Below are 13,179 nucleotides of genomic sequence, written 5' to 3' on the forward strand. Positions count from 1 at the left end.
TTAAATCCATGTGCTACTATAGAAGTGGGAAATCTGTGATGTTCGAATTGTCCTCTTTGTGTGTTGACCGAACATTTTTATTGATATCTTGGGACCTGTCTTGTGTCACAGCTGGTAACATGCCTTATCATTTGGTAGTTCGATGCGACGACCATGGGACCCACCTGCTTGAATTCGCGGGATCAATACTACAGGACAAACAACGGCATTAACGGAGATTACCATTTTTTTACCTATTAAGAGGCAGTACCGATTTATCGGTGCTGCCTCTTTTATGGTATGATTGGTTTTAGAAAAAGTAGGAGTGGATACAATGATTCGTTTATTGATGGCGATTGCCGCCTTATTGCTATTATTTGTCAGTTATTACTTATTTAAAAAACAAACGATTTTTTTCGTTCTTATCGAACAGAATAAAAAGAATCAAGATTTTCTAAGTATTTTCGGTTCGATCTACGCATTTTTAGGACTTCTAGGACTCGTTGTCGTAGCAATCAATCATCGTTTTTTTGCATTACTTTATTTAGTCATCGTAATTGCTGTTGCCTCTGTCTTCAGCATCGGTTTTGCCAAAAAAATGACGAAACCTGACAGTAAATAATTCTCATTTCTTTGAATTTGCTTTACAATAGAATTGTAAACCAAGTATCTTTTTTGAAGGAGTGAATGCTGATGTTACAACAATATAGAAAAATCATGGTTGCGGTCGACGGTTCTGAAGAAGCCGAATTAGCGTTTAAAAAAGCAGTAAACGTTGCTTTAAGAAATAACAGCGAGCTTTTATTAGCTCATGTCATTGACACACGATCTTTCCAAACTGTTTCATCCTTTGATGGCATGTTGGCAGAACAAGCAACAGAAATGGCCAAGCAAACACTAGCCGATTATGAGATGAAAGCTAAAAAAGCTGGATTACATCAAGTGACAACTGTGGTAGAATACGGTTCTCCAAAGCATATCATTGCTAAAGAAATCCCTGAAGACCATGAAGTGGACTTGATCCTTTTAGGTGCAACTGGACTCAACGCAGTCGAACGTCTATTTATCGGTTCTGTTTCAGAATACGTTATTCGCAATGCAGCATGTGATGTTCTAGTCGTACGTACAAACTTAGAAAATCAATTACCAAAAAAAGAAGATAAGTAATTATTTCATAAAAAGCATTGAGAAATAAAAATTTCTCAATGCTTTTTATTAGTTAGATTCTGTCTTTGAACGTAGCATGAGCAATCTTTCTTTGCTATCTACTGTGCCTTCTGTAACAAGAGTAATTGATTCATACGATAAAGAATTGGTAATAATCACCATTACCGTATCATCATAGCCGGCTTGCTTGAGCTTTTGCTGATCAAATCTTCCCAACAACTGGCCTCTCTTTACCTTATCTCCTACCTGAAATTCTGTCGAAAACCCTTGACCGTTTAATTCAACTGTATCAATACCGATATGGATCAAAATTTCTCCACCAGCATCTGTTTTCAACCCATAGGCATGTTTCGATTCATAAACAACAGTCAGTTCACCATCGGCTGGAGCAAATAAAAGTCCTTCCGTTGGTCTGATTGCTATTCCTTTCCCCATCATTTCTTGAGAAAACACAGGGTCATTTACTGCTTGCAGTGATATCAGTTCACCAGAAACAGGAGCGACGATTACTTCTTCTATCACACGTTCCTCCTCTTCTTTTGCATCACTCGGTACATCTGCTGTTTCCGGTTCTTCACTAGCAAGTAGGTATGCATGTTTTTTCCCATAAAGATATGTTGTAGTGAAACCAACGAGTAAACTGATCAGGATACCTATCATGAAAAAAGGAATCTGATTAGGCGTAATTGAAATAAAGCCGATGACGCTGGCGGGGCCTAAAGCAATAGCAAGTACATGGAAAAAACCGATGAACATGGAGGAGATCCCGGCAGCAATCATTCCACAAATAAATGGAAACTTTAATTTTAGATTGACACCAAAAATTGCTGGCTCTGTAATTCCTAGTAAAGCAGAGATGCTAGCAGAAGTTGCTAAACTTTTTTGCTTTGTATTTTTAGTCAATAACATGATGGCAAGTGTTGCTGCCCCCTGTCCAACGTTTGCCATTGAAGCAACTGGGAAAATAAATGTTCCTCCCGTTCGAGCCACATCAGCCAATAAAGATGTTTCAATTGCTGGAAAACTTTGATGAAGACCAGTGATCACGATTGGTGAATAGAACAAACCAAAAATCCCTAAACCGATTGCTCCGGTTGTTTGATACAACCAACTCAATCCTGCTGTTAAGCTGTCTCCGACTGTTTGCATCACTGGACCAACCACAACGAATGTCAAAAAACCTGTAATGATAATTGCTAACATCGGTGTAAATGTATAATCAAATGCATTAAGTAAACGTTTATGGAAAAATTTCTCTAAATTCGCCAAAATCCATGAAACAGCTAAAACTGGTAAGACCGATCCTTGGTAACCTGCTTGAGCAATGTTTAACCCAAAAATATTCCAATAAGGCATTGTTCCTTCTGCCACAGCATTTGCTACGCTGTACCCATTGACCAGCTCCGGCATCACCATCGCCATTGCCATTGCTGCTCCTAGATAAGGATTGCCACCAAATCTTCGCGTTGCTGAAAAACCTACTAGGATCGGGAGAAATGCAAATGGAGCAGAAGCCAGTAAATTAATAATGCTAGTCACATCTTTTAAATTAGGATAAATCTCAATCACTGATTGTGGTCCGAATAGATCTTGTGCGGTCAAAACATTATTGATTGCCATCAATAACCCACCTGCGACTAAAGCAGGAACAATTGGTACGAATATATCAGACAGTACTTTGATCAAGGACATAAAAGGATTCTGTTTCTTCCCTGATTGTGCTACCGCTTTCAAATCGTCAGTCGATGCTTCTTTTGTACCGGTCAGCTGGATAAGTTCGTCGTAAACATTATTCACATCACCTGCGCCTATAATGATTTGGAATTGATGGTTTGCTTCAAAGGTTCCTTTTACTTCATCAATGGCATCTAGTGCCTTTTGATTTACTTTCGCTTGATCTTTTAATACTAAACGCAAACGAGTTGCACAATGTGCGGCAGCTTGGATATTATTTTCCCCTAGTGCGTCATTGATTTCTTTTGCCACTTTTTTATAATCCACTTTTTGTCCCCCCTATATAATCTAAACATCAATTTTTTGTAACCGTTATCCTAGCTTGAGTATGCCACGGCACTTCAAAATTGTCAAACGTTTATCAAAAATAAAGCTTATCTTTTATAATAAATAACTAGAGAGAATGATAAAAAAAACAACAATAATGATATGCGTTTGACATTAATGCTGGTTCGAGCTATTCTATAATAGAATACGTTTACAAGGAGTCGTACTTATGAATAATAATTTTAAATGGACACGTCAACTACGTTATCAAGCTTATCAGGCGTGGCCTCAAGAGTATCAAACACTGTTAAAGGAACAAGTAGCTTATTCTCCTTGGCGTTTGGATTACCACATTCAGCCACCTTCTGGTTTGTTGAACGACCCAAATGGTTTTTCTTTTTTCAACGGCAAATGGCACTTATTTTACCAAGCTTATCCGATGGGCGCTGTTCATGGGTTAAAATCTTGGTACCACTTGACTTCTAAGAATTTAGTCGATTGGCAAGAGGAAGGATTGAAACTTCTACCCAGCACATCATATGATAGTCATGGCGTCTATTCCGGTTCAGCACTTCCGGTTAATGACAAATTATTTTTGGCCTATACAGGCAATGTCCGTGATGAAAATTGGGCACGCACTTCGTATCAGTTGGGTGCATGGATGCAACCTAATGGCGAACTATCCAAATTAACCACCCCACTGATTTCTAAGCCACCTTACGGCTATACACAAGAATTTCGAGATCCTCAAGTGATTTTTTATAAAGACGAATATTTGTTATTGTTGGGTGCACAAAATCAAAATAAACAAGGGGAAATTTTAGTTTACCGTAGTTCCGATCTAGACACTTGGTCTTACGCAGGTCCTTTACAATTTACGCAACAATCGATGGGATTTATGATCGAGTGTCCTAACTTAGTATTCATTGACGGAAAAGCGCTATTGCTCTTTTGTCCACAAGGCTTAGAACAGTCAATTTTGGAGTATCAAAATATATACCCGAATGCTTACATCATCGGAGAAGCCTATGACATCGAAACGAATCAACTTACCCAACCTTCAACCCTTAAAAATCTTGACGAAGGCTTTGATCTTTATGCTACTCAAGCATTCAACGCTCCTGATGGTCGTGCCTTAGCAGTTAGTTGGATCGGGTTGCCTGAGATCAGTTATCCGACTGATCCATTTGGCTGGGCCCATTGTTTAAGTATCGTCAAAGAGTTGACGATTGAAAATGGGACACTCCATCAACGTCCTGTAAAAGAAATGAGTCAATTACGGTTTGATCCGCCATGTTCTTTGAATCATTCAGTCTCACAGATAAATACCGAGCAAAATCGCTACGAAATCAACTTAGAGTTTAAAGAAAATCAAAGTGGAAAAATTCATTTATATAGTGATCCCATGGGAAATAACGGATTGATCCTCTCTTTCGATCGCAGGCATGGTAAAATGAAAATAGATCGTAGCTTATCAGGAGAAGTATTTGCAGAAGATTATGGTGTCACAAGAGAATTTACAATTTCACAAGAACCTTTGTCTTTACAAATCTTTGTTGATATTTCTGTAGTCGAAATCTTTATCAATGACGGTAAACAAACGGCTACTGCCCGAATTTTCCCTTCAAGCGAACAGACCACACTCTTGATCGAATGTGACCATGCCTTCTCAGGAACGCTTTGGAAGTTACGTAAAATGAATGAATAGAGGGTAAGTTAAATGGTTGTTAAATTAACCGATGTAGCCAAAAAGGCTGGAGTCTCACCAACCACTGTATCACGTGTCATCAATAACTACGGCTCATTGAGCCAAAAAACAATCGATAAAGTAAATCAAGCAATGAAAGAATTAAATTATCAACCCAATTCATTGGCTCGTTCTCTTCAAGGAAAAAACACCCAATTGATTGGCTTGATTTTTCCTACAGTTGCCAACCCTTTCTTTGGTGAATTAGTCGAACAATTAGAAAGTAAGCTATTTGATTTAGGATACCGTTCAATATTATGCGATAGTGCAAACAATAAAGAAAAAGAACGAAACTACCTCAACATGTTAGCTGCAAACAAAGTAGATGGTATCCTTGCTGGAGCGCATAATCTGGGTATCCAAGAATACGAAAATATTGAACTACCCATTGTCTCCTTCGACCGCTATTTAGCAGAAGGAATTCCAATTATCAGTAGTGACAATTTACGTGGTGGATACTTAGCTACCGAAAACCTTTATTTAAAAGGTGCCAGAAACATTGCCATCTTAACTGGCTCCCAAGAATCAAATTCACCGACCAATCAACGATTGAATGGATATTTGGCATTTATGGAAGAATTCCAGTTAGAGCCGCACGTGTTTCATTTTCATTCTACTGCCCGCTCAACTGCTTTAAAAAATTTAGAGATCAAACGGATTTTAGAAATGGAAACAATTGATGGTTTATTTTGTACAGACGATTTAACTGCTATTTTAGCCTATAATCTCTGTCAAGAGTTGCATATTAAAATTCCTGAAGAAATAAAAATCATCGGGTATGATGGAACAAAAATGATTCAAAATTATTTCCCACAGCTCTCGACCATCGCACAACCAATTACAGATATTGCTGACATCTTAGTCGACCTAATGCTCCAACGGATCCAAGATCCAGAGAAACCACTTGAATCCAACTATGTGTTGCCAGTGAAATTGATTCAAGGAAGCACGACCTAAAATGATTAGCTATTTGAACACATATGCTTCTTCTATTTCCTTACTACTAGAAGATACATATGTGTTTTTTTTGCCAACTATTCTTCGAAAAAATGACTTCTACTTTTATTAGTCTGGTATAAGTTAGGCAAATAACTATATTTTTGATTATTGTATAGTAGTCTTTTGTCATTCCTTTGTTCAAAAAAAAGATGTTGGTATCCATTCCAACATCTTCATTCATTTTGTTATCTTTCTTATTATTCAATTTCCAGGTACGGCACTCAGTTCCCAAGTAAAGGTTGTAGAATACTGAATCGCTTCTGGATTGGAACCTTTTGGAACCGTCACCCCTATACTTTCACTTGCTGTACGTTCATCCCCGAAACGATAGATCCAAGTCCCCGTTCCTTCGTTATTCTGCGCCCATAATAACACACGTTTCACTCCAGGTATCAATTCATGAGGATCCGTTTGTTGCAAACTAGGGGCTGTTCCTCCTTGGGCTGTCATCAAACTTTGATTTCTAAAACCAACACTTGCCCCGTTCAATTCCTTACCTTCTTTATTTTTAAATTGATCATTCTGCATGACTGTCAATTGCCAACCACTTCTTTGAATCGTCGAACGTCGATCACTGATTTGGATAAAGTTAGGGCGTTCTTCCTGATTTTCCGTATCATCAACCGCTATTCCATTTTTTCCAAAATCAAATTGAGAGACAAAATCGATACTGATAAAACCTTGTTTTTCTGGAATATTTGGTGGATTCTCAGGGGTGATTGGCGTAACACTATCAATTGGGTCTAACGGATCAAGATCCTTGATTTCTTCTACGATTGTTTCAGCTGAATCAGATTTTCCGTTTAAAAAAGCATACGCCTTTACTATGTTATCTTTAGTAAAGTACGACCCAAAAGGTAACTGAAACGCATAGTCTCCATTCTCGTCTGCTTGAATATGGTACTTTTCTTCTTCTGCATAATTTGGTGAATCAATGGTTGGTTCTGGTATCGCTGGATCACCATCAAAACGTATGACACTATGAGGAGTCGCTTTTCCTCGGATAATTTTAGAATTTTCCAGCGAAGGATCTTCCGATAGAGTCTCCATGGATACTTCCACATCAGGAATATATTCAAATAAGATACGTTGAGCACGAGTTGTAAAATTTGTTCTAAAACTATCTACTATATTCTGTGAAATTGAAGAGACATTGTTGATTGTCGGTAGAGTTCCTGCATAATTGATTTTCAAATTAAAGATAGGTGTCCAGCTAAAATCTGGTTCCTCACTTAGATTCCCATGTTGCCATTGTTTGACTGCTTGGATATCAACGTCCAAAAGACCTGTTGTTCCAGCTATATTAATTAATCCGTTTGTTGTAGTAGTTCCTACTAAATTAATTGTTCTCTCAAGATTAACTCTTAGTGCATCGGCAAAACTAAAAATTGAAGCAGCACTAGTTATATTAATAAGACTTTGAGCAGGTGATGTACTATCTGATTGAATATCTAATGTCCCACCTTTATCTATCACAAAAGTAGCTGCTCCAGCAACATGCACTACATTGGAAGTAGATGTAGTCTGTCCATATTCATTAATTCTTACAACTCCACCATCGAGTACATGGAAATTGGCTCCTCCAGCCATAAAAATAGTATTTGTATTAAAGTTGTTAGCTGTTGATGTTCGGCCATTAGATTGTATATCAATTGTTGCATCTCTACCGACTTCTAATTTTGCAGAGGTAGAGTTTAAAGAAATAGCAGAAGAGTTAGCTTGTGGAAATAGATTAAGTGTCGCATTATCCCTCAAAATAATGCTTCCAGCTGAATTAAGTATATTTGTTCCCCAAGCCTCAAAGGCCAACTTCGATGTCCCATTTGCAATTAGATTCAATTCGGAATTTTCTTTTAATATTAGATTTCCTGGTGAAGAAAAACCTAAATCTAAATTTCCTGCATTTATTGTTTCCATTGTAACTTTAGCGTTCTCTAGTACTGTCATTTGACTAACATATAAGTTAGTTTGGTTTGTAGCATTAATATTTTGAGTTCGAAATTTTGAAGTATATGTTGCCACTTGTTTGGAGGATACATCTCCGTCGAAAAAAATGTTCCCAAATTCAGAGTGTGTCAATTGATTACCAATATTTTTAACATTAGAATAAGTAAATTTTGACTGACTTTCAAATGTACCACCTAAATCCCTCAAAGTAAATGGTCCATAGAAATTCCCGTGGTAAATTTCTATATTACTCAATGTGATATCCCAAGGAGATGATCCATTATGAGTAACAGGAAGAAAGCAAAGTGATACTGCACGAAAATCAATTTGATGTCCATTTCCTTCAATTACCAAACTTCGAGAAACTTGAGAAGCATTAACATACGCGTACACCGCACCTCCATTAGGATTTGAAGTTGCTCCAGTCACCCCTGTTATTCCACCTGTCGGATTATTCGCCGACTCAAAATCAGCGATCACATTGATATAATTGATTGTTGGATCAACTAATGCCAACATAAATTCCTGCCAATTCGAAATATCTCGATGATTGATTTCATCTAAAGGTGTGATTGGATCTCTAAGCGTTGTTTCACTTGTGTTCGTTTCATCCTTTTGGCTATCCTCTATTCTATCAGTTTCTGGCATTGTTTCTTCCGCATTTGCAACCTGAGACACATCAATTTCTTCATCTTCAACTATATTCTCTTCAGTTACAGCCTCGTTGTCGTCTGTAGCACTTACTGCCTTCTCTTCTTTGATTATTTCGATTTTTATTCTTTCTGTACCTATCTGAACTTCATAATTTCCCTCATCCTCAAAACGTAAAGGAAGTGCAATCCTAATCCCTGCCACTTCAGATTTGATCATCCACTTATTGGTATCGTGGGCTTTTTCAACTTCCACATCCGCAGGGAGTACTTCTTTTACAATCATTGCTTCTTCAGGCAATATCATTTCAACAGATTGAACAGAATCACTTAAGATAAACGATACGATGACCGTTTCTCCTACATAGCCAGTCTTACTTGTTTCAGCTAATTGAACATATCCTCCTGGATCAGATGATTGAACTTCGGGAATCAACGACCTCCCTAATTCACCTTGATTTCCAATCGATTCTCTATTATCCAAGGCATAGATCCTAGGTAAAAAGAAAGAAGTGATTGTTGGGCAAACAATCTGTAAACCTATCGTCCCTATCATGATAGGGATTAACCATTTTGAAAAAATACGTTTCATTTTGATGCCTCTCTTCTCATCTTATTTTTTCTTATTTTTGATTGCGAGTCTTCCAACGATAATTAGTAATAGCATAAAAAGACAAAGGGTTGTGATCAACCACCAATTAATACTCGTATCAATCGTAACATCTTGTTTATTCAATGCTCTGGCTTCATCCGCATCAATGGTAAACTTCCTTTCCCATTGCCATTCTTCTTCTCCTGAACGTGCTGTCATTTTCAACAAATACTCACCACTGCGAAAACGATCGCCTTCTAAGGAGATTGGAAAGTTGAAATTAGAATTTGGTGCCATTTGCATCTGCTCTTGATGTGCTTGATAAAGTACTTGTTCCTCGCCTTCTCTATGGATCGTCGCTTCAACCTCTAGACGATTCACAAATGATGGGGTGAAATTTTGAAGATTTGCACTAATCACATTTCGATAATTTAATTGGTCAGCAAATACATCTAGTAGTTCTAAATCAGGTTTTACAGACGCACGATCATTACTCACTACTACCCCTACAACATAAGCAAATTCATTTTTAATAGCTACACCTTCTTCCTCGGTTGTTTCCTCTTCAGATTCCTCCTGAATTTCAGTAATCCGCAATCCTCCAGCTAAAAATCCTTCGAATTTTTCTTTTGGCATAATCAGTGGAACAGAAATCGTTTTCGTTTCATTTCCAGCTAATTCAATTGGTTCTTCCGGAACTTCAATCAAATCTGCCAAAGAATAAAACAACGTTGGATCTGCCTCTTCTGCATCTCTTCCATATTCAACCACACCCATCACGTTCGTTAGCGCGGTATGAGCAGTTATCTGGATTTTTTTCGCTTGCTCATTCGCATTTTGTAGTCTTAGAGTTAAGTTTTCCGTACTTCCTGGTTCTATATTTAAATTAAAATAGCTTTCATTTCCCTCAACTTGGCTTTCTGGAAATTCAGGACTCACGTAAAAATTTAACGTATCGTCGTTAGCATAGACAAACACATTAGATAAGAGAGAAAACAAAAGCAACAGTACTAGTCCAGAAAAACAATAAATTTTCTTTACGGTATATGTATGTATTTTTTTCATCGATAGACACTCCTTTTATTAATACGTAGTGCCACAAAGCGTGGCACTACAGGTTTTTTAATTTAGGCACTTTCACCTGCGTCTTCACCTGGTGTCGTCGTTAATTCCCAAGTCAGTGTCGCTCTATAGGTAGTTGCATCTTTTGCCGTAGATCCAGGGACAGATAATTGAATCGCGTCATTTGTCACTACATTATTTCCTTCAGCTGCAAATTGTGCATTTAAGTCTGCTTGATCCCCCCAAACTACGGAAGAAGCACCTGCTCCTTGTCTTTCAGCGGCAGTCATTACAGATACTGCACCTTCATTTGGTATTAATTTCAGGTTGTTTGCATGTGCAGATGGTGCATTTTCTTGATTACTTCCTTCATATTGGATACGTGGATCAATCAGTTCAATTTCAGCACCTGTTAATACATTATTTTGTGTATTAGATGTAAAATCACTTAAACTCACCTTCAGATCCCAACCTGCATTTGTTCCACGTACATCTTGTACTTGAGCAAAACTGACATAAGGAACTTCTGTTGGACTATCTTCTTCTGGATTCGCTAAAGTCGCCATTTCAGCAACCATGTTATATGTTCTATCCTCATTTGAGATGATTTGTGCTCCAAAGTCCATTGTTACAGCTCGCATGATCGATAATGGTCCTGTCGTACCGGGAATTTCTGGAGAAATTTCAACGTCCGGTTCTGAAACTGGCGGGATAACCACCAATTCTTCCTCTGTATTAGGTTCGAAAGTAATTTGCCCTTCTGTTGTCACTTGTCTGGTTTCCTCTGCAAAAACAGTCATACCTCCAGAGAAAATTGTTGATGATAAAACTGCAATTGTAGCTAATCTAATCATTTTCATTAAAAAACTCCTCTACTTTCTTTTTTTCTTATATAACCAAAGGATAAATAACAAAAGTACTCCTAGAAGAAACAATAAATGACTCTTGTTTGCATTGGTTTTCGGAAAATTTCTATGGTTATTAGATATATTTGGATCTGGTCTGGCAATTCTAATGGGTGCATTTGGTTCATCGGTGGTAGTATCAGGCGGTGGATCAGGTAAACCTATGGGTACATATACACCGGTAAACCCAATTGAGCCTTCTGTTTCAAATGGGCGAACCTCACGACCGGATACTTCCGTTATGACAAAAAATTGAAACAGTAACATACTGATTAGAAGCATGTAGTTCTTCTTACGATTCATATCCCTCCCCCTCAAGCTTATTACTCACTTTTATTTCAAGAAATATGCATTTTTACGTGTAGAAACTAGAAAACTACACTTGAATCGTAAATCGCACATCTCATTGCTTTAAATTTACTGTAAAAAAAGAATTATTCTAAATCACATCTGGCATTACATCCAGCAAAAATTGACTTAGAATAATTCTTTCTTTTTTGTAATAAATAATTAGGCAGGATAAGCGGAAATATCGCTTATCTCATTGCGATATTGTATATTAATCGAAATAATCGTATGAAAAGGAGTGTTTTTTTTGAGAGAGTTTCAATTGAATTTCATCATGAATAAGCAAACTGTTCGTATCTTGAGGATACTGAATAAATTTGAACATCACGCTTCAATAACTTTAAATAACCTTTCCGAAGTTCTTAATATCCCTACCCGCACGATCATAAAAGATATTCAAGAAATAAAAAATATTTTCAATGAATCAATTGATCTATCCGCCTCTCCAAGTGGCTATCATTTTAACGTTTCTGATGATTATCGTTATAAGGAAATTAAGCAATCTTTATTACAAAATGAACCTTTATTCATCATGATAGAAAATATTTTTTTTGGTCACCTTTACAATGTACCTGAATTATCAGATCAGTTACATTTATCCGAAAGCACCTTATTAAGATATATAAAAAAAGCCCAATCTTTTCTCTCCGAATTTCAAATAAAATTAAAAACTTCACCCATCGATTTTCACGGAAAAGAAATAGATATACGTCATTTTTTCCATAGTTTTTATTCTGACTCGGATATAACTCCCCATACCGTCTTTCCTACGTTAGAAGTCAAAGAAATAACGGCTAAAATAACCGAGAAAATTACGCTTAAAGAATGTGCACCCATTACTTTTGAAAGTTTCAACTATCATTTATACATTACATTGATCCGTTTTTTTAACGGCAATCCTATTGATAAACTCCCAAACAATCTTGTCATCCTAAATGATGAAAAAACACAACTATACAGCGAAGTCATGAAACAGACGATTCTTCAATATTTTGATAGTGATATTAGTCCGGAAGAAAAACAATATATTTATCTTGTCACTCTATGTAAGCGTTCAGTTTTTGATGAGGAATCGGAACAAATTTTCCAATCCATCCAACCACAGCCAAAGGAGATTGAAGAGTGGACGAATCAATTTCTTGAACTAGCCTTTGATACCGAACAAGAGAAGTCCACCTACTCACTTTATATCCGTTCATTTTTTTTAAGTACTCATTTGAAATATCAGCTTTCCCCTATTTTATTGCAGAACCTCGCTGATATCACTTTATATTCAAAGCAAAAATTTCCTTGTGAATACCATCGAAATGAAACTTTTATACAAAACACATTAGGCGAAACATACGAATTAACGTTGAGACAATTAGAAGGTATTTCTACAAGTTTAACACTTCTGAACTATACATTATCTTTAGTCCATGCAAGACCGAGTAAAGAAATCATCTTTTTACTAGAAGGAAATTCTTACATCCATGAATTGATTCAAGCGACTGCAATCAAGTATTTAGGGCATACGCATCGATTATACTTTCCTAATAGACATGATACAGATATCGATATGATCAGAACAAAGAAGTTCGATATACTCGTGACAAATTATAGTGAGTATTTAGTTTCAATACTCATGGGGAAAACAACGCTTCTTTTTGATACGATCCCAACAGCAGAGAATTGGAATGAATTATTCACTTTGATCGATCCAAACGCAACGAAGCTTTATTCTCTAAAAGATGCACGAAGATAATCATTTGTTTGGACAGATTTTATATAAAACCTGTTTAG

Annotated in this window: 10 protein-coding genes and 1 other RNA gene; 6 read left to right on the forward strand and 5 right to left on the reverse strand. The window is 36.9% G+C overall.

Features of this window, described 5'->3' with window-relative positions; all coding sequences use genetic code 11:
• The first annotated feature begins 27 nt into the window (after window positions 1-27).
• The 3 genes from ssrS to IGJ95_RS12870 all read left to right on the forward strand — a co-directional run bounded on the left by ssrS (window position 28) and on the right by IGJ95_RS12870 (window position 1,146).
• Window positions 28-222, forward strand: a non-coding RNA gene (ssrS, locus tag IGJ95_RS12860) — 6S RNA.
• 91 nt (window positions 223-313) lie between these two features.
• Window positions 314-601 (forward strand): hypothetical protein, encoded by a 288-nt coding sequence (locus tag IGJ95_RS12865; protein WP_010734216.1) that lies wholly within the window; start codon window positions 314-316, stop codon window positions 599-601.
• Between the two features lie 71 nt (window positions 602-672).
• Window positions 673-1,146 carry a universal stress protein gene (locus IGJ95_RS12870; protein WP_010734215.1) on the forward strand — a complete coding sequence of 158 codons (474 nt, stop codon included), beginning with the start codon at window positions 673-675 and terminating at the stop codon, window positions 1,144-1,146.
• Between the two features lie 48 nt (window positions 1,147-1,194).
• On the opposite strand, the gene IGJ95_RS12875 is transcribed toward IGJ95_RS12870, so the two are convergent.
• Window positions 1,195-3,147, reverse strand: coding sequence for a sucrose-specific PTS transporter subunit IIBC (locus IGJ95_RS12875; RefSeq protein WP_077151678.1), 1,953 nt, complete (start codon window positions 3,145-3,147; stop codon window positions 1,195-1,197).
• Between the two features lie 229 nt (window positions 3,148-3,376).
• On the opposite strand from IGJ95_RS12875, the gene IGJ95_RS12880 reads away from it, so the two are divergent.
• Window positions 3,377-4,855 carry a sucrose-6-phosphate hydrolase gene (locus IGJ95_RS12880; RefSeq protein ID WP_062806114.1) on the forward strand — a complete coding sequence of 493 codons (1,479 nt, stop codon included), beginning with the start codon at window positions 3,377-3,379 and terminating at the stop codon, window positions 4,853-4,855.
• A 12-nt stretch (window positions 4,856-4,867) separates the two neighbouring features.
• Window positions 4,868-5,851, forward strand: coding sequence for a LacI family DNA-binding transcriptional regulator (locus tag IGJ95_RS12885; protein WP_010734212.1), 984 nt, complete (start codon window positions 4,868-4,870; stop codon window positions 5,849-5,851).
• 243 nt (window positions 5,852-6,094) lie between these two features.
• Here IGJ95_RS12885 and IGJ95_RS12890 read toward each other — a convergent pair whose 3' ends face one another.
• From IGJ95_RS12890 to IGJ95_RS12905, 4 genes are all read right to left on the reverse strand, one after another.
• On the reverse strand, window positions 6,095-9,082 hold the full coding sequence (locus IGJ95_RS12890) for a WxL domain-containing protein (RefSeq protein ID WP_438762050.1): 2,988 nt from the start codon (window positions 9,080-9,082) through the stop codon (window positions 6,095-6,097).
• A 21-nt stretch (window positions 9,083-9,103) separates the two neighbouring features.
• Window positions 9,104-10,147, reverse strand: coding sequence for a DUF916 and DUF3324 domain-containing protein (locus IGJ95_RS12895; RefSeq protein ID WP_062806112.1), 1,044 nt, complete (start codon window positions 10,145-10,147; stop codon window positions 9,104-9,106).
• 62 nt (window positions 10,148-10,209) lie between these two features.
• The gene (locus IGJ95_RS12900; RefSeq protein ID WP_062806111.1) at window positions 10,210-11,004 is read right to left on the reverse strand and encodes a WxL domain-containing protein; all 795 of its coding nucleotides are present in this window, start codon (window positions 11,002-11,004) and stop codon (window positions 10,210-10,212) included.
• A 12-nt stretch (window positions 11,005-11,016) separates the two neighbouring features.
• The gene (locus IGJ95_RS12905; RefSeq protein ID WP_062806110.1) at window positions 11,017-11,352 is read right to left on the reverse strand and encodes an LPXTG cell wall anchor domain-containing protein; all 336 of its coding nucleotides are present in this window, start codon (window positions 11,350-11,352) and stop codon (window positions 11,017-11,019) included.
• A 292-nt stretch (window positions 11,353-11,644) separates the two neighbouring features.
• Here IGJ95_RS12905 and IGJ95_RS12910 point away from each other — a divergent pair, with 292 nt between their 5' ends.
• Entirely contained in the window at window positions 11,645-13,141 is a 1,497-nt protein-coding gene (locus tag IGJ95_RS12910) for a helix-turn-helix domain-containing protein (RefSeq protein WP_077151676.1), read from the forward strand.
• Window positions 13,142-13,179: the final 38 nt, after the last annotated feature.

It is taken from the genome of Enterococcus sp. AZ156, from assembly GCF_051714165.1.
Classification (GTDB): Bacteria; Bacillota; Bacilli; order Lactobacillales; family Enterococcaceae; genus Enterococcus_B; species Enterococcus_B pernyi.